Source organism: Paenisporosarcina sp. OV554 (genome assembly GCF_003058165.1).
Taxonomy (GTDB): Bacteria; Bacillota; Bacilli; order Bacillales_A; family Planococcaceae; genus Paenisporosarcina.
The window spans coordinates 115,026-133,489 of record NZ_QBUC01000002.1; the positions used below are offsets into that span (position 1 = coordinate 115,026).

The following is an 18,464-nucleotide window of genomic DNA, read 5'->3' on the forward strand; positions in this document are numbered from 1 at the left end:
ATAAAGAAAGGTGGGAGTTTGGTGAAACCAGTGATTATTGCAGAAAAGCCAAGTCAGGCAAAAGCGTATGCAGATGCTTTCAAAGTGAAAAAGCAAGAAGGTTTTTTTGATGTGCAAGCATGTGAAGCGTTTCCACAAGGTGCCTATATTACTTGGGGAATCGGTCATTTAGTCGAGCTGCGTGATCCGAAATCTCACAACTCGAAGTGGGCCAAGTGGTCACTTCAAACGTTGCCTATATTACCGGAAGAGTTTCAGTTTCAAGTTGCGAAAGGAAAAGAGAAGCAGTTTGGGATTATCAAAAAGCTCATCTATGAAGCAGATACCATAATAAATGCGTGTGACGTGGATCGCGAAGGGTCTAATATTTTTTATAGTATTTTTGATTACACACGTGCGCGCAATAAAACAATTAAGCGGTTATGGATTAATTCACTTGAAGTAGATGAAGTGCGAAAAGGGTTTCTTCAGTTACAAGATAATCGTAAAGATTTATTAATGTATGAAGAAGCAAAAGCCCGTCAAATGAGTGATTGGCTAGTTGGGATGAATGGCTCCCGACTTTACACACTCCTTATTCAACAAAAAGGAATTCGAGAAGTGTTTTCCATTGGCCGAGTGCAATCACCTACTGTTTATCTAATTTATCAACGTGCTCTTGAAATTGAACGTTTTGTGCCGGAAGCCTTTTTTGAATTAGAAGGAACGTTCCAAGCAGAACACGGTTCTTATAAAGGGAAAGTAAAAGGCAAGATGAAGAAGATAGAAGAAGTTCAAGAGCTGTTACAGAAGCATCAAATCAATGGGACTCTACCAGGTACGGTTCAGCAATTAAAGAAGGAAGATAAAAAAATACTTCCACCAAAGTTGCATGCATTATCGACCATACAAGCTACTGCAAATCGCAAGTGGAAATACAGCCCTGCTAAAGTATTGTCTACGATGCAGAGTTTATATGAAAAGAAACTGGTCACATATCCGAGAACAGATACTCAATTCATAACACCAAATGAATTTTCATACTTAGAAAGCCAAGTCGAAGCATATCAACAATTAATTCAGCAACCTTTCAACATCGCTTCAAGAAGGCCAAGTAAACGGTATGTTGACAGTTCAAAAGTGCAGGAGCACTATGCCATCATTCCTACAAAAAAAATCCCAAGTGAGAGAGTTTTAGCGGGTTTGTCGCGTGAGGAACGCAATTTATATGAAGAGGTCCTCCGTACTACACTTGCCATGTTCCATTCAAATTATTTGTATCAAGAAACGACTGTGACGACAGAAGTTAATAGACTTGCTTTTTTATCGAGTGGCAAAACGGAAATCGATAAAGGTTGGAAAGAGTTATTTTCGAATGACAAAGATCCTAAAGCATCAAAAGAGCCAACCTTGCCAAAGCTTTCTCTTCATGAACAAGTGAAAAGTAAAGTAGCTATCAAAGAAGGCCAAACTTCGCCGCCTAAGCCATATACTGAAGGTCAATTAATAGCGATGATGAAAACATGTGGAAAATTTGTCGAAGATGCTAGTGAAACTGAAATACTCAAAGAAGTGGAAGGCCTTGGGACAGAAGCGACTCGAAGCGGAATTATTGAAACTATAAAGCGACATGGGTATATTGAAGTAAATAAAAACATCGTGGCCATTACTGAAAAAGGACGAGTCCTTTGTGAAGCCATCGAAGGGAATTTACTTGCTAGCCCGGCAATGACAGCAAAGTGGGAAGCGTATTTGAAAAAAATAGGAACTGGTACAGGTTCTTCAGAGCTGTTTTTAGGAAGCATCGCGAAATTCTTGAATCATTTAATTCAAGAAGTCCCAGCGCAACTTCACGATAAAGTGTTTCAAATGACGACTGAAACCTTTGTAACGAGAAAAGAAATTGCGACTTGTCCAACTTGTCAAAAAGGAACCATCATTTCTAGAAAGAATTTTTATGGTTGTTCTGCTTATAAAGAAGGCTGCAAGCAGACGTTTCCAGCTATTTATTTAAAAAAGCGTTTATCAGCAAAACATATTGAAGATTTATGTACACACGGCAAAACTGAAGGGATTACAGGTTTTGTTTCAAAAGCTGGTAAAAATTTCAATGCAAAACTCGTCTTAACGAATGGTCAACTTAAATTAGATTTCCTTTAGGAGGATTACAGAATGAATGATAAACAATACCAAGCGTTAATCGATGATCGTATTTTTGTTGGTGGAGTAGCTGATGTACAAAGAGCAATAGAAGATGAAAAAATCGATGTCGTGTACGATTTACGTGCAGAAGTTGCAGCATCATCAAGCGAAATCAGTAAACATCAACCAATTGTAGATGATGGTGAATTTCAAGACGAGTCTATCCGAACGGGAGTAAAGCAAATTGTTCAAGATTACCAAGATGGAAAGAAAATTTTCTTCCATTGTAATTCTGGACGTGGCCGTGCAGGAACAATGGCAGTTGCTACGTTAATGGAACTTCGTTTAGCAGATTCAATTGAAGAAGCTGAAGCAAGAGTGAAGATGGTTCGACCTGAAGTTGACGTGAAACCTCAATTCAAAGAAGCTTTAAAACGAATATATGGGGCATGATAAGCATAGAATAAGTAAGCAATCTTCTGATAGTGAAGAGTGCTTACTTTTTTTTAGTGCTGTGAAAGTTAGTTGGTTTACTTTTTATTTTGCCAAATACGAAAACATTAGACGATTTTGATTGAATTTAACTGGTTTTTTCATCAAACTTTATTCCCGAAACAGTCTATTTTAGTGGATCATTTGTTTAAGGTTATTAAGGGATTAATGTCAATTTAGTCTTCATACGAATGGATTAAAAAATTATTATTAATTTTGAAGAACAACTTGAATCCCTTGTACAGCAAGGTTTGTATGCTTCGACAAATTTTGCAAATTGAACGTTAGGGAGCATATTACCTATTTAGTGAGTGAAATTGCATTAAAAAAGGTGTATACTTGTACTAAGAGAACTTTTAGAAGAGGTGAAGTATGGAGAAAGATCAAATTCCAAGTGCAGTCAACAAGGACTTCTTGACAAATGAATTAGGATTAATTCAACACTTAAATACAACCATATTTAAGAAAAGAGATTTTTTTGTATTGTCACCGTCAGTTCAAAACAAGTCTAATGGATTTGATTTAAGAGAAGTTAGTTTAAACAAGTACAATCGAATCGCTCATAATGGATATTTACTTATTCGTTACAAAGAACGTTTCTTAATTGCTAAGCTTGCTAATTTCAGAAAAAAAATGATGCGTGAAGAACTTAAAGCAACTAGTACTTCAAAAACGTCTCATTGGAAGTTTATTGTTAAGGAATCTCCTACATTACATGTCGTTTGTCAAACTGACAGTGATGAAACGTATCCCCTACAAGAGCCATCAAGTAATCAATTAATTAAATTTTTTCAATAAGTAAAGGAAAGCATGCGTATTCATTATACGTATGCTTTTTTTGATTGAAAAAGAATAATTTTGTAAAATTACTATGTATTTTTTTGTCGTGATTTATACAATAAATTCAAATTCCTGCTTACTTTTTTTGAAATACGGGTATTCATATGACAAAACCTTAAAATGGGAGTTGTTATAGGTATGTTTATGAGGGATCATCATCAAATAGAATTATCTAATCTGACATTAGCTTATCAAGATACTGGAGAAGGAAAAGCAGTGGTTTTGCTTCATGGTTTTTGCGGTAGCCATGCCTATTTTGATAAAATAATCCCCACCTTATCCGAAAAGAATCGAGTAATTGTACCAGACTTACCAGGGCATGGAGATTCAACTTTTCCTAAAGGGAATTATGAGATGGAATATATGGCGGATACGTTAAAAGAGTTATTAGATGGTTTGAATTTAGATAAGGTAACGTTATTTGGCCATTCTTTGGGCGGATACATAACACTGGCATTTGCGGAAAAATACGAAGAACGACTTCACGGATATTCATTAATCCATTCATCAGCATTTCCGGATACAGAGGAAGCAAAAGAAGGTCGAGATTCGGCGATAGATAAAGTAGAATCAGAAGGTGTTTCAGCACTAATAGAAGGTCTAGTTCCAAAGTTATTTTCTCCTGATAACGTAGGTTCACATGCAAGAGATGTGGAAAAAGTGAAAAACATTGGTTGTGAGACAACTAAAGAGGGCGCAATCGGCATGTTGAAGGCAATGAAAAATCGGCCGGATCGAAATCATGTATTAAAAAGCAGCAATCTTCCTGCACTTCTGATTGCAGGTGAAAAAGATCAAGTAATTCCTCCCGAAAAAACATTCTCAGTTCATAAAGATACGATTTCACAAGCATTAATTAAGGGTGCAGGCCATATGAGTATGATGGAAAAGCCTGAAATCCTCATATCCGAAATTCAGCACTTTTTAAAATCATAATGTAAATTTACGTAAAGACCTTTGTTCTCCTGAGCAATGGTCTTTTCGTTTTATTGATTAAATTTTTTACTCTTGTTGCTCCAATATTATATGTGTGAATTTATTCATTTTCGCTTAGAAGAAGTGAAAGCTTTGATTGAAGAAGATACTGATTTAGAAGCAAGAGATGCAGAAGGCTATACAGCTTTATCCTATGCTGAATTTTCTGGAGAAAATGAAATCGCACAAGTTTTATTAGAAGCAGGTTCAGACCCGAATGCTCAAGATGATTATTCAAATGTACTAGTGGGTCCGTTATACAATGATAATTATGAATTGGCATCTATGCTTTATGAGTATGGAGCGGACCTAGCACTACAAGATCCGTCAGGGGAGTCTGCTTTTACTTATTTAGTGTCGATAATGAAGAAGATTTTTTCTGGCAATAGAAGAATAATCATCATCAAATAAAGAGGACGTTGCGAAAGTCAGGATTGCTGACTTTCATAACGTCCTCTTGTTTAATTGAAATTGGATTTACTTAAAAACATTGGAAAGATGAAATTCTTTGTAGATCCGTTCCGTAGTAACTCCATCTACGACCATTCCATCTAAATCCGGCAACAGATTCTCTACCTACGAATGTTGGGAAAAACCAAAAAGCACGACCGTTTCTTAACCATATATAGGTAAAACGGAACAAACATCCACGAATCGCACCAGGATCTACTGCAAATGCTTGTGCCCCGCCTCGAGCTCCAGCTGGTTGTTGGGGAACGAATGATGGTGGTGGTCCAGTCGGTGCACTAGAAGACGGTTGGCCTCCTCCTGGGAATCCTCCCTGTCCAGGAAAACCTCCTTGACCAGGGAAACCAGGTCCTTGACCAGGAAATCCGGGTGGTCTCATTTGTCCAGGGGGATTTGGGAATCCAAAGCCTGGCCCTCCTTGTCCAGGAAAGTTTGGGCCTCCAAAGCCTGGTGATTCATCACCTGGTTGAAATGGGGAAAATTGATTAACCAAAAATGGGTACCTCCTTTAATCTGTATTCGAGTTAGTATATGGCTTAAATAAATAATAGACTGGGTTCTGTTTATAGGTTTGAAAATGGAGAAAATCGAAAGGAAGAAAAAAGTGCCAGACTCCGATGTAAGTGGATAAAAAACGTCCAACAAAACGTGAAGTGTCTGGCACTTTTCTGAAAATGAGAAAGTATAAGGTTATTAGAGCTACACCATCGAACTTGGAGATTGGTTTTCGACCAATAAACGTGTGTTTTCGACTACTAAATTTAAGTTTCCGACCAACTAAGCTTTGTTTCCGACCGTTCAACAGGGGTTTCCGACCACTCACGTAAAGTTTCCGACCATTCGCTTGGACAAGGATACCGATCCTCTCCAGTAGGACACTAATTTCTTTGCAAATTTTCCCTACTAAAGAAAAACCAAACGCCAGCTCGTTGGCACCCCTCTATAAAACATACATATAAACACATAAGAAGTGGAATATAGATCCTAAAAGTATAAAGATGTGAAATATTTCATGGAAGCCAAAGTATTTGGATTGTAAAAATGTTGGTTTTGCACCGTATATAATACCGCCAATCGTATACATTAAGCCACCTAAAACGAGTAACCAAAAACCAATAGAGCTTAATGTCTCAGCAAGAGGTGAAGCTAAGAAAACGATAATCCATCCCATTCCAATGTAGAGCCCAGTAGAAAGCCATCTTGGGCAGTTGAACCACACCATTTTAAATAAAATTCCAGCGATTGCTATGCATGTAACAACCGCGAATAACACAAAACCAGTTGAACCATTTAATGCGATTAAACAAAAAGGGGCATATGAGCCTGCAATTAATAAAAATATCATCGAGTGGTCAAGCCTTCTTAAAATAGCTATGATTCGGTCTTTTGCAAGCACCATATGGTAGATGGCTGAGGCGGAATACAATAAAATCATGCTAACTCCGAATATCGTGACAGCAACAACATGTAGGGTAGGAGCATCCGTTATAGATACTTTGACAATCATTACTATTAACGCAACAACTGAAAGAACCGCACCGGCTAAATGTGACAATGAATTAAAGGGTTCGCGTATATAAGTGTGCAAATCAACACCTCCATAATTATATGTAGTTATTAATACTACTTATCACAATATACGCATATCATCATCTGGTCAACATTTACGATTGCTCTTTTTTACGTTACAATTACACGAGTAAATGCCAATGAAAACAGAGGGATGTTAAATGGAAAACACAAAAGACATACTCAATAAGCTTTCTTTAGAAAACAATATTTCACTTCAAGAAATGCCTGATATTGATTTATATATGGACCAAGTGATTCAATTATTTGATCACACCTTTAAAATGACAAAACGAAATGACGATGAAAAGGTTTTAACGAAAACAATGATCAACAACTATGCAAAAGGGAAACTTTTTATTCCCATTAAAAATAAAAAGTATTCGAAGAAGCATCTCATCTTAATTAGTTTGGTTTATCAACTAAAAGGATCTTTATCCATCAATGACATCAAATCTACTCTTGGCGTAATTAATGATAAATTGACCAATGAAGACTTCGAACTGGAAAAGTTCTATAAAAGTTTTCTATCCATTCAACAAAGGAATGCGGTAGACTTCGAACATGAATTCCAACAAAGAGTAAACGACGCACACAGCGAAGTGGCTAAAATGGAAGAAAGCGATAGAGATAATCTTGAGAAAATCCTTTTAATCTTATCTCTCGTCAATATTAGTAACTCTTACCGCAAAGCGGCAGAACTGTTAATCGACGAATTGAAAGAAACCAAGATAAAGCAACCTGGCACTTCAAATAACAAAAAAGCTTAGCTACTCAAAAAAGTGCCTGGCACTTTCAACCTGCAATATAGAAGGAGTGACCACTTTGTTAGACCAAGCAAGAAAGTATCTACAAACGTACTTTGGATATGAGACATTTAGAACCGGACAAGAACAGGTGATTAACCAGGTGCTGAATGGAGAGAATTCCATTTGTGTGATGCCTACTGGTGGAGGGAAATCCATTTGTTATCAAATTCCTGCGCTTGTTTTAGAAGGAACAACCATTGTCGTGTCACCACTTATCTCTTTAATGAAAGATCAAGTTGATACATTAATAGAGGCGGGCATTTATGCTGCTTATATCAATAGCTCACTGAGTCACGAAGAAGTACGAGAAGTGATGTATGATGTTAAACGAGGTGCGGTTAAACTTTTGTATATCGCTCCAGAACGTTTAGATTCACAATCGTTTTTGAATGAATTACGTGAAATTCCAGTACCACTTATTGCCGTTGACGAAGCGCATTGTATTTCGCAATGGGGTCATGATTTTAGACCAAGCTACCGCTTGATTAGCAGAATGACGGAGTTATTTCCAAATACGCCTACCGTTCTCGCATTAACTGCAACTGCGACACCCCAAGTTCGCGAAGATATTTGCCGCATTCTCCAAATTACTGAAGAAAATACAGTAATGACAGGATTTGAACGCTCTAACTTAACATTCTCTGTTATCCGAGGACAAGACCGAGAAAAGTTTGTAAAAGACTATGTAATGAAAAATGAAAACGAATCAGGAATTATTTACGCAGCGACGCGAAAAACAGTAAATCATATTTATGAGATGCTTCAAAAACGTGGGATTAGTGTGGCGAAATATCATGGTGGCATGTTCGATGAAGACCGTAGTTACGAGCAAGACCGGTTTTTAAAAGACGAAGTTCAAGTGATGGTAGCGACGAATGCATTTGGAATGGGAATCGATAAATCAAACATTCGTTATGTCATTCATTATCAATTGCCGAAAAACATGGAGAGTTATTACCAAGAAGCTGGACGTGCAGGGCGAGATGGACTACCGAGTGCGTGTACAGTGTTATATGCATCTCAAGACGTCCAAACTCAGAGATTTTTAATTGATCAAGCTCAAGATCCTAGTCGCATTCCTGCAGAACTCATTAAATTGCAAGGAATGGTTGACTATTGTCATACAGAAAATTGTTTGCAACAATTTATCATTCAATATTTTGGCGACACATATCCAGACACTTGTGGACAATGTAGCAATTGTACCGACCAACGTGAAAGTCAAGATGTCACACAAGACGTCCAAATGGTTCTTTCATGTGTTATTCGAATGGGTCAAAAATTCGGTAAAACGCTGATAGCCCAAGTATTAACAGGGTCTCGAAATAAAAAAGTATTAGAATTTAGATTCGACAAACTATCAACTTATGGCATTTTAAAACACTATAATGCTAAAGATGTAGCGAATTTAATGGAGTTTATGATATCTCAGGACTTATTAGCTGTAGATCAAGGTTCATTTCCTACAATCTATGTGACTGAGCAAAGTAAAGAAGTGCTAAAAGGCAATCGCAAAGTATTACGGAAAGGTGCCATCGTTACGCAACAGGTTGCAGACAATGATCCATTATTTGAAGAACTCCGTGTACTTAGAAAGCAATTGGCTGATGAATCAAATGTTCCACCATTTGTTATTTTTTCGGATAAAACACTCAAAGATATGTGTGCTAAGCGGCCGAAAAATGAAGAAGAGTTCCTTGAAGTCAGTGGAGTAGGTGCAAATAAACTCGAAAAATATGGCGAGTCATTTTTGATTGCCATAAATCAATGAACAAAAGGGTAAAGGGATTTCGAATTATATAAGGTTTTTCATATACTTTTTTCTCCTGAACGCAATTGCTTTTACGGGCATATTTATTGCTGATATGGATACTCTTCAGCGATATATTCATTTCGATTACATGAGAATGGCGAGTGCAATTATTCGTTCAATCATTAGTTTGACTCATTTGAGAATTGCCTTCTTTCTGTTTAAAAGGTTCAAGGACATTCCAACATGGCTGAAAATAGTATTGGCAGTACTTTCTTTTTTCGTAGGGATCGCTTCAGCCGGATTCCTCCGCAGTGTATACTTTCCTTCGAGTTTTTATTGATGCTAAATAAACAAAAGGGGCTTTTCCTACCGTCATCATTCATGACGCGTAGGGAAAGCCCTTTTGACTGTTGTTCTTATTTTTCTTTTGACACTTCTAACTTCTCATTGCCCATGAAATAGACAGCGACAATCGCGATGGTAATCGGGATGAGTGACCACAAGAATGTAGCTGAAATGGAATTTGCCATTGCGTTGATGATGACATCCAAAATATTCGGTGGTATTAACTCCCGTTGTTCTGGTTGAAAAACGGTCTGTAAATTGTCTATGGTCTGCGATGCACCTTGATTAGAACTCCCCAGCTTGTCTTGAATTTCACTTGTTAATAATTTGGTTTGTAATGAACCGAATATCGTGATTCCGAGTGCCAAGCCAAGTGAACGGAAGAAGGAGTTGGTGGAATTGGCAGAACCGCGATGACGATAGTCCATCTTATGCATACTTGCTGAAGGTAATAATGAGAATGAGAATCCTACACCCAAACCAACCAACATCATATACAGAGTAAGTAGAACCCGACTTGTATCAGGAGAAATCGTTGACATTAAAGCCATTCCGATTGTGTAGAAAACTACCGAAATAGCCATGATTTTTTGGTAAGAAATTTTGGTTTGTGTAATCCCTGCAAAGGCACTGCCAGCAACAGATCCCAGTAACATCGGCATTAAGATAATACCTGCATTTGTAGCAGATCCGCCATACACAGCTTGAACAAAAATAGGAATGAAAATGGTCAATCCAACAAACGTGGCTCCATATAAAAATGCCAACACTTGCGATGAGGCGAACAGGCGATTTTTAAACATCCAAAATGAAATGATTGGCTCTGATGCTTTTGTTTCTGCCCATAAAAATACAATGGAGAATACAACGAAAATGCCAAATAACGTGAAACTTTGCCATGAATTCCATGCGAATTCCTTGCCACCAAGCTCCAATCCAAACATCAGACTTACGACAGCCGTTATCAACGTAATTGCACCAAGCCAATCAATTTTGAGTTTCGTACTTTGCTTGGTCTCTTTGTAAAATTTTAATATCAAGAAAAGCGACACGATTCCGATTGGAACGTTCACATAAAACACCCAGTGCCAACTGATAGTGTCCGTAATAAAGGCTCCAAGTAATGGGCCGAGAACACTTGAAGCACCGAAAACAGCTCCCAATAATCCTGTCATTTTTCCTCGTTTTTCAGGTGGGAAGATATCAAAGACAATCGTAAAAGCTATCGGCATCAATGCTCCTCCACCGATACCTTGAATGGCTCTGAATATGGCCAATTGAGGTACAGACTGTGCAATACCACATAAAGCTGAACCAATTAAAAATATAGTTATTCCAAATACGAAGAAACGCTTGCGACCATACATATCGGATAATTTGCCGAAAATCGGCATCCCTGCCAACACAGCTACAGCGTAAGCCGAAGTAATCCACACATAACTCTCCACGCCACCTAAATCTGCTAATATCGATCCGAGTGCTGTCGCAACAATCGTATTGTCCATAGCGGCCATCAGAATCGCTAACAACAAGCCCGTCACTACAAGTCGTAATTTTGATTTTTCTACCATGTAATTTCTCCTCTAATGTAAAAAATGTGAATACTATCGATAAAAATAGTATAGCAATAGAGTTCTTGAAAGAGAAATTTCAAAATATCTAATTTAATTAGCTGTATCAAATTGTTAGAGAGTTTATATGTTTCCCAAATGGAATATCCACACTTTATATAAAATAAGTTAGAAGAGTTGCAAAAATTCCATTATGAGCGTTTTTCTTTAAGGAAATAACTGATTTCCAATTTTTTTGATTGAGCAATTAACAAATAGAGGTACAATTAGAAAAATTATAAAAAGAAGGTGTTGATTAGATGTTGAAAATACGTGAGGCACTAAGTGATGAAATAGAAATGATTCGTAATCAAAGAGGGAAGGCATACGAAGATCATGCAAAAGTTATCCCACAAGATCACTGGGATGCATTAAATAAAGCCATCATGTCAGATGCTGATCAACAAATTGGTGTAGAACTTTTAGTTGTTAAGTTAGATGGAGAAATAGTAGGTAGTGTTGCGTTGTTCCCAGCGAAATCTGATGCCTACAGTGGGCTAGTCGATATGTTAGATTACCCTGAGATAAGAATGCTTGCAGTTAATCATGAGTCACGAGGCAAAGGTGTGGCTGAAGCATTAATTAAAGAATGTATTTACCGAACAAAAACAAAAGGCTTAGAACATATTGGCTTACATACAGCAGATTTTATGGAAACTGCCATGCGATTGTATGAACGTATGGGTTTTGCGCGTATGCCGAAGTTTGATTTTCAACCTGCAAATGACGGAATCATTGTAAAAGCATATCGATTATCTATCGAATAAGACACTGGAAAATAACGAGAGTCATCACATATAAATGAAAAATAAGCCCAACTTATTCAAATGAAACTATGACGATTGCATTTTATTTCCATATTATCTATAATTAATTCAACCTTATAACTAAAAGCAATGAAGAGGAAAAGTAAATGGACGATGTTATATAGAGAGCTTCTGTTGGTGGAAATGAAGCAAACCAGTCTTTTGAACATGATCTCTGAGCTTTGCACTGAAAATCGGAGGATGAGTAGGCTGCAACGAGATAGACGCTCGTTACAAATGTCACAGTATAAAGGCTTAAATTATAGCTTCGTACTTATTAAGACAAATAGTGTGAGCTATTTGTGAATTAGGGTGGAACCACGAGTGATATATAAACCTCGTCCTTATCAATCAGATAAGGGCGGGGTTTTTTGTATGCCAAAAAAGGAGGAATATGATGAGCGTTTTTATTGGAGGAGCATGGCCATATGCTAATGGTTCATTGCATCTAGGGCATATCGCAGCGTTATTACCTGGAGATATTTTAGCAAGGTATTACCGATTAAAGGGTGAATCCGTTTTGTATGTCTCAGGTAGTGATTGTAATGGCACACCAATTTCAATTAGGGCCAATCAAGAGGGAGTATCTATACAAGATATCGCGGATCGATATCATCACGAGTTTGTGGACAGTTTTTCGAAACTTGGTTTCAGTTATGATGCTTATTCCAGAACAGACGATCAACAACATCATCAAATTGTACAGCAGATTTTTTTGCAGCTTCTTGATAATGGATACATTTATAAAAAGGAGATTGAACAAACGTATTGTGAGTTCGACAAACAGTTTTTACCTGATCGTTATGTAGAGGGGGTTTGTCCAAACTGTGGGCAACCATCTCGAGGGGATCAGTGTGACAATTGCTCGTCCATTCTAGACCCTCTTGATTTAATTGACCGCACATGCAAAATTTGTGGAAATGAGCCAGTCACAAAAGCAACTGAACACTTTTACTTCACATTAAGTTCATTTCAAGATGAATTAGAGAAGAGAGTTGGAAGGGCAAAACAAAGTAAGGCTTGGCGAAATAATGCAATCCATTTGACTGAAAGATATTTAAAAGAAGGGCTGCATGACCGCGCTGTGTCTAGAGACTTAGCAAATGGAGTAAGTGTTCCTGTGAAGGGTTATGAGGATAAAAAAATATATGTATGGATTGAAGCAGTTTCAGGCTATTTTTCAGCAAGTCAGAAGTGGGCGATTGAGACAAACCAATGTGATGCAGCCTTTTGGAGTGAAGAAACAGTTTCTTACTATATTCACGGCAAGGACAATATTCCTTTCCATTCGATCATTTGGCCATCTATTTTAATGGGGATTAATAAAAAAGCGTTTCCCACTCATATCATTTCTAATGAATATTTAACTTTAGAAAAGAAAAAGTTATCAACTAGTAAAAACTGGGCAGTCTGGGTACCATCTATTTTGGAATCCTATAATCCAGACTCAGTCAGGTACTTTTTAACAGTAAATGCACCCGAAAACAGAGACGCTGACTTTTCATGGCGTGAATTTATTCTAAGTCATAATTCGGAACTCCTCGGTGCTTATGGAAATTTAGTAAATCGAACATTAAAGTTTATTGATAAGTCATTTGATGGGCATATTTCTGGTGCTGTCGATGTGGAAGTTACACCGAAGATCCAATCTAGATATGCCGAAGTTGGTATCTTGATAGAACAAGGTCATTTCAAACAAGCGATTGAAACAATCTTTGAGACGATTCGCTTCGGTAATAAATACTTTGATGCAAAGCAACCTTGGAGAGAAATTCACGAGAACCGAGTAGAGTGTAAGAATATCTTACTTACATGTGTGCATATTATTGCAAATTGTGCCCAACTCTTATCTCCATTTCTGCCTTTCTCGAGTGAGAAAATGAAGGGAATGTTACATTTGGATACTTACCATTGGAAATCAATAGAAAGAGTGAGTTATCAAATTACTCAGGTTAGCCCGTTATTCGAACGAATTGATATAAATCGGATTGGAGAAGAGTTAGAGAAGCTTAAACTAAACGCGAAATGAGTAAAAGAGATGGTAAATTCCACACAATGGAATCACCATCTCTTTTAAATTTTACGATATTCATTTCTTTAATCAATTACTAATTTGAGTACAAACTTTGTGACATAGAGAGTTGAAGAATTCTTTAAAAATATCAAGTGCAACTCATGAACACTTAATATGGATAACCATACCCTGGATAATACGGGTAATACGGGTAATACGGGTAATACGGGTAATAAGGATAAATCGGATAAAAAGGAAAATACGGATACCTTGGGGATCTACGGCGTCGCGAACGTCGTCTGTCATCAAATCTTCCTCCGTATGGCATAACCATTCAAAAACACTCCTCATTGTAAAATCTCTCTATTTTATGCAAATTTGAATTGAATGTATAGGTTATGGAATGTCAGTACGATTCATTGACTAAAAAAATTGAATTTATTGTCTTATCAAAATGAGAAGCTGTTTGAATTTTTCAGTATGCATATAAATTGTTTATGGAGAAGAACAGTATAAGTTTCACGTAAATCGATGATAGGCAAAAAGCCAAACATACTCGGATATTTTCCGTGTCTGTTTGGCTTTTTTGTTATATCTTATCGACTTGTTTCTGTATGCACAACGGGAGCTACGCCTGAAGTCAAAATTTCGAAACCTTTTGCTACTTAAGAAAAATGTAATCCACCACTATCAATTTGGGAATGAAGCGAGGATAACCAATACCTAACGAATTAATTTAAGATCTCTACACTTGATACAAATTTGGACTCTAATTAAGCGATAAACAATTGAACTTCAATCCCCGATGGATCAATAGCACTTACAAAATCTTTTTTTTCTAAAACAGAGGCACCAATTTCTTTTAATTGCGCAACAACTTTTTGTCTTGATTCTTCACTTGGATAAACGATTGAATAACTTTTCAGTCCAAGTGTAGAATCATCGCGTTCAATCGGATTTGGACGTCCCCAAACATTCAATGCGATGTGGTGATGATAGCTATTTGAAGAAATAAACATTGCTTGCGCCCCATAACGATTGACGACTTCAAACCCAAGTCCTTGCACATAAAATGTTTCTGCTTCAGCAAGATTAGCTACTCGAAGGTGGATGTGGCCCATCACAGTGCCTGTAGGCATCCCACTCCAAGTTGTATCTATTGCACTTGCCACAAGACTCTCAATATCAAGCGGATCAACAGTCATCTCTACGTCACCATTTTGCCAATTCCATTGGTCGGGACTGCGGTCATAATAGATTTCGATCCCGTTTCCTTCCACATCATTTAAATAAAGGGCTTCACTTACTTTGTGATCGGAAGCACCACTGAACGGATAACCAGAGCTGTGAATATGCTTGAAAATAGTACCTAGTTCTTTCTTTGTAGGTACTAAGAATGCCATATGGTATAGTCCTGCCGCATTTGAAACGACATTATTTTTAGCCGTAGATTTTTCTATTGTTAATATTGCATCTTGTCCATTAGCCGTGAAATTTACCATTGTAGGTGTTTGGTCCAGAATACGAAGTCCTAAAATATTTTCGTAAAAAATGGCCGAGCGAGAAAGGTCTTCCACATTTAAATGGACATGCTTTGTATAAGTGGTTGGATGTTGATGAAATGTCATGTGAGTTATCTCCTTTTTTAGTTACGTTTTTAAAGTAACTTACTTTATGTAAGTAATTTTATGATAGGTTGCAACATATGTCAACACTTACGTTTACGCGTATGAATTTTTCTATATTGGGTAAGACTCGTTTCAAATAGAAAAGCCTTCAACGCGAAGGGAAGTGGCCAAATGAACATATGGAAACGTGCGCGAAAATTGATCGTAGATAGTAACAAAAAAACACTGGATTATGCTCAATCTAAAGCTCAATCCACAGCTCAAACAAAGTCTAAGCCAACAGATCAATCAAAGGTCGAGCCAAAAAATCAATCTAAGCCAGAATCTAATGCTGAAACAAAGGTTATGCCAACAGATCAACCTGAGACTAAATCAGCAGCTCAAACAAAGGCCAAGCCAACAGATGAATCTGAGACTAAATCAGCAGCTCAAACCAAGCCTAAGCCAGAAGATGAATCTGAGACTAAACAAACGAAGCCTGAGTCAACAGAGGGAACTTGGACTAAATCAGCAGCTCAAACCAAGCCTAAGCCAGAAGATGAATCTGAGACTAAACAAACGAAGCCTGAGTCAACAGAGGGAACTTGGACTAAATCAGCAGCTCAAACCAAGCCTAAGCCAGAAGATGAATCTGAGACTAAACAAACGAAGCCTGAGTCAACAGAGGGAACTTGGACTAAATCAGCAACTCAAACCAAGCCTAAGCCAGAAGATGAATCTGAGACTAAACAAACGAAGCCTGAGTCAACAGAGGGAACTTGGACTAAATCAGCAGCTCAAACTAAGCCTAAGCCAGAAGATGAATCTGAAACTAAACGAACGAAGCCTGAGGAAACAGGGGGAACTTGGACTAAATCAGCAGCTCAAACAAGTACTAAGCCAAAAGATGAAACTGAGAATAAAACAGCAGCTCAAACTAAGCCAGAAGATGAATCTGAGACTGAACGAAAGAAGCCTGAGCCAACAGGAGAAACTTGGACTAAATCAGCAGCTCAAACAAAGCCAAAGCCAACAGATGATACTGAGACTAAAACAGCAGATCAAACTAAGCCTAAGCCAGAAGATGAATCTGAGACTAAACGAACGAAGCCAGAGCCAACAGGAGAAACTTGGACTAAATCAGCAGCTCAAACAAGGCCTAAGCCAACAGATAAAACTGAGACTAAAACAGCAGATCAAACCAAGCCTAAGCCAGAAGGGGGAACTTGGACTAAATCAGCAGCTCAAAAAAGGACTAAGCCAAAAGATGAATCAGAGACTAGATCTAAATATCAAACTAAGCCTGAATCAGCAGGTCAAACTCTGTTAAAACCCAAAGATGAAACCAAGCCTAAGTCAACAGATGAATCAAAGCCTGAATCTCCAACTGAAACCAAGGCTGAGCCAAAAGATGAATCAGAGACTAAATCAGCAGCTCAAACAAAGTCTAAACCAACAGATGAAACTGAGACTAAAACAACAAATCAAACCAAGCCAAAGCCAACAGATGAATCTAAGCTTGAATCAGTAGGTAAAACTCTGTCAAAACCAAAAGATGAATCAAAGCCAGAACCAGCTGAAACAAAGGCTAAGCCAACAAATCAACCTAAGCCAGAAAATCAATCTAAAACTAAATCTATTGCACAAAATACTCCAGAATCAGTATCGCTAGAGTTTATTAAACAGGAACTAAACGATATTGATGATGCAGTTTTCAAAGATTATCAGACTAAAGAAGGAGTAATAACCGTCATTTATTTGAGTTCTCTAATTGATGCGTTGACAATACATAAAACTGTTGTGTCACCATTAGTTACTGACAGTGATCAATTATTAAAGTCCATTGAAAAAGTCGAGGGATTGAACAATCACACAATTCTTTTGGCTATTGCAAACGGAGACACAATTCTTTATCTCCATGAAAATCAACAATATTTCAAAGCACAAACATTTAGTCCACCACAACGAGCCATCTCTCCTTCAGAAATGGAATCGAGTGTAATCGGTCCACAGGATTCATTTACAGAGTCTTTGAAAACCAATATATCGTTAATCAAAAGAAGAATTCAACAACCCGGATTAAAAAGTAAAGGTTTTATCATCGGGAAAGAAACGAATACAAAAATATCTGTTCTTTATATCAAACATCTCGTCAATAATGAAAACCTTCAAAGAATTGAACAACGTATAAAGGAACTTGATTATGACGGGTTTTTAGATATCACGGTCCTAAAACAATTAGTTGAAGATAATCCGTTTTCTCCTTTTCCTCAATTTGGCGCAACATCTAGACCAGATAGTGCAGTGAATTCATTATTAGATGGGCGCATTGTCATCGCTATGGAAAATAGTCAAAGCGTGATGATTTGTCCTTACTCATTTCTTGAAATGTTCAATTCTCCAGAAGACTTTTATAACAGGTGGTCAACAGCAACTCTTTTAAGAGTATTACGATTTGCAGGATTTTTTATTACCATCATGCTGACACCGACGTATATTTCTGCACTTTCTTATCATCCCGGAATTCTACCTTTTGAATTATTAATCATGATACAAGAATCAAGGAGTAAGGTGCCATTTCCACCTATGATTGAAGTGCTGTTTATCGAACTCGTCATTGAAATCTTAAGAGAGGCTGGATCCCGAATGCCTTCGAAAATTGGTCAAACGATTGGTATTGTAGGGGGGATTGTAATCGGAACAGCAGCGGTCGAAGCTGGCTTGGTCAGTAATACACTTATTGTTCTTGTTGCTGTTTCTGCTTTATTGTCGTTCTTATTACCGAATTTCCTGATGAGCAATGCCAGTCGTGTAGTTCGATATATTTTTATCCTTGCAGCTGGATTATTTGGATTGCTTGGTCAAATGCTTGCTTTAGCTTGGTTATTTAATCATCTATTGAATTTAACATCATTAGGTACACCTTATATGACACCAGTCATTCCAAGATCATGGTCGGACTTAAAAGACAGTGTTATTCGTTTTCCACTAGCATTTATTCAAAAGAGGAAAGGTTTGTCTAGAGCAAAACAAGTGAAAAAGGATTCCAAATAGG

Annotated in this window: 14 protein-coding genes and 1 other annotated feature; of the genes, 10 read left to right on the forward strand and 4 right to left on the reverse strand. The window is 37.5% G+C overall.

The annotated features are described in order from the left end of the window. The first annotated feature begins 21 nt into the window (after positions 1 to 21). From C8K15_RS02760 to C8K15_RS02780, 5 genes are all read left to right on the forward strand, one after another. Positions 22 to 2,139, forward strand: a complete 2,118-nt coding sequence (locus C8K15_RS02760) for a type IA DNA topoisomerase (RefSeq protein ID WP_108584903.1) — start codon at positions 22 to 24, stop codon at positions 2,137 to 2,139. Between the two features lie 12 nt (positions 2,140 to 2,151). Further along, on the forward strand, positions 2,152 to 2,574 hold the full coding sequence (locus C8K15_RS02765) for a protein-tyrosine phosphatase family protein (protein ID WP_108584904.1): 423 nt from the start codon (positions 2,152 to 2,154) through the stop codon (positions 2,572 to 2,574). A 411-nt stretch (positions 2,575 to 2,985) separates the two neighbouring features. Then, positions 2,986 to 3,411, forward strand: a complete 426-nt coding sequence (locus tag C8K15_RS02770) for a hypothetical protein (protein WP_108584905.1) — start codon at positions 2,986 to 2,988, stop codon at positions 3,409 to 3,411. 162 nt (positions 3,412 to 3,573) lie between these two features. Further along, positions 3,574 to 4,389 (forward strand): alpha/beta fold hydrolase, encoded by an 816-nt coding sequence (locus tag C8K15_RS02775; protein ID WP_233260360.1) that lies wholly within the window; start codon positions 3,574 to 3,576, stop codon positions 4,387 to 4,389. A gap of 75 nt (positions 4,390 to 4,464) precedes the next feature. After that, on the forward strand, positions 4,465 to 4,839 hold the full coding sequence (locus C8K15_RS02780; protein WP_233260361.1) for an ankyrin repeat domain-containing protein: 375 nt from the start codon (positions 4,465 to 4,467) through the stop codon (positions 4,837 to 4,839). 70 nt (positions 4,840 to 4,909) lie between these two features. Here the strand turns inward: C8K15_RS02780 and C8K15_RS02785 are convergent, their stop codons facing one another. Beyond that, entirely contained in the window at positions 4,910 to 5,389 is a 480-nt protein-coding gene (locus tag C8K15_RS02785) for a transporter (RefSeq protein WP_108584906.1), read from the reverse strand. A 447-nt stretch (positions 5,390 to 5,836) separates the two neighbouring features. Further along, positions 5,837 to 6,484 carry a PAQR family membrane homeostasis protein TrhA gene (trhA, locus tag C8K15_RS02790; protein WP_108584907.1) on the reverse strand — a complete coding sequence of 216 codons (648 nt, stop codon included), beginning with the start codon at positions 6,482 to 6,484 and terminating at the stop codon, positions 5,837 to 5,839. Positions 6,485 to 6,626: 142 nt separating this feature from the next. Here trhA and C8K15_RS02795 point away from each other — a divergent pair, with 142 nt between their 5' ends. Beyond that, entirely contained in the window at positions 6,627 to 7,235 is a 609-nt protein-coding gene (locus C8K15_RS02795) for a DUF1836 domain-containing protein (protein WP_108584908.1), read from the forward strand. A gap of 55 nt (positions 7,236 to 7,290) precedes the next feature. Next, positions 7,291 to 9,045 carry a DNA helicase RecQ gene (recQ, locus tag C8K15_RS02800; protein ID WP_108584909.1) on the forward strand — a complete coding sequence of 585 codons (1,755 nt, stop codon included), beginning with the start codon at positions 7,291 to 7,293 and terminating at the stop codon, positions 9,043 to 9,045. 398 nt (positions 9,046 to 9,443) lie between these two features. Here the strand turns inward: recQ and C8K15_RS02805 are convergent, their stop codons facing one another. After that, entirely contained in the window at positions 9,444 to 10,943 is a 1,500-nt protein-coding gene (locus C8K15_RS02805; RefSeq protein ID WP_108584910.1) for an MDR family MFS transporter, read from the reverse strand. A gap of 299 nt (positions 10,944 to 11,242) precedes the next feature. Here C8K15_RS02805 and C8K15_RS02810 point away from each other — a divergent pair, with 299 nt between their 5' ends. Together C8K15_RS02810 and metG are read left to right on the forward strand one after the other, a co-directional pair. Continuing rightward, entirely contained in the window at positions 11,243 to 11,749 is a 507-nt protein-coding gene (locus C8K15_RS02810; protein WP_108584911.1) for a GNAT family N-acetyltransferase, read from the forward strand. A 120-nt stretch (positions 11,750 to 11,869) separates the two neighbouring features. Then, positions 11,870 to 12,137: a binding site (T-box leader), on the forward strand. Between the two features lie 48 nt (positions 12,138 to 12,185). Beyond that, positions 12,186 to 13,817 (forward strand): methionine--tRNA ligase, encoded by a 1,632-nt coding sequence (metG, locus tag C8K15_RS02815; protein WP_108584912.1) that lies wholly within the window; start codon positions 12,186 to 12,188, stop codon positions 13,815 to 13,817. Positions 13,818 to 14,575: 758 nt separating this feature from the next. Here metG and C8K15_RS02820 read toward each other — a convergent pair. Next, a complete protein-coding gene (locus C8K15_RS02820) occupies positions 14,576 to 15,430 on the reverse strand; it encodes a VOC family protein (RefSeq protein ID WP_108584913.1) in 855 nt (284 codons plus the stop codon). Between the two features lie 171 nt (positions 15,431 to 15,601). Between C8K15_RS02820 and C8K15_RS02825 the strand changes: the two genes are divergently transcribed. Next, positions 15,602 to 18,463 (forward strand): spore germination protein, encoded by a 2,862-nt coding sequence (locus C8K15_RS02825; protein WP_233260362.1) that lies wholly within the window; start codon positions 15,602 to 15,604, stop codon positions 18,461 to 18,463. The last annotated feature ends 1 nt before the right edge of the window (position 18,464 follow it).

Bases quoted from the DNA above. Each gene is read 5' to 3' on its own strand.
- C8K15_RS02805 (WP_108584910.1), bottom strand. From the start codon at position 10,943: ATGGTAGAAAAATCAAAATTACGACTTGTAGTGACGGGCTTGTTGTTA.
- C8K15_RS02820 (WP_108584913.1), bottom strand. From the start codon at position 15,430: ATGACATTTCATCAACATCCAACCACTTATACAAAGCATGTCCATTTA.
- C8K15_RS02770 (WP_108584905.1), top strand. From the start codon at position 2,986: ATGGAGAAAGATCAAATTCCAAGTGCAGTCAACAAGGACTTCTTGACA.
- C8K15_RS02765 (WP_108584904.1), top strand. From the start codon at position 2,152: ATGAATGATAAACAATACCAAGCGTTAATCGATGATCGTATTTTTGTT.
- C8K15_RS02810 (WP_108584911.1), top strand. From the start codon at position 11,243: ATGTTGAAAATACGTGAGGCACTAAGTGATGAAATAGAAATGATTCGT.
- metG (WP_108584912.1), top strand. From the start codon at position 12,186: ATGAGCGTTTTTATTGGAGGAGCATGGCCATATGCTAATGGTTCATTG.
- C8K15_RS02775 (WP_233260360.1), top strand. From the start codon at position 3,574: ATGGGAGTTGTTATAGGTATGTTTATGAGGGATCATCATCAAATAGAA.
- C8K15_RS02825 (WP_233260362.1), top strand. From the start codon at position 15,602: ATGAACATATGGAAACGTGCGCGAAAATTGATCGTAGATAGTAACAAA.
- C8K15_RS02795 (WP_108584908.1), top strand. From the start codon at position 6,627: ATGGAAAACACAAAAGACATACTCAATAAGCTTTCTTTAGAAAACAAT.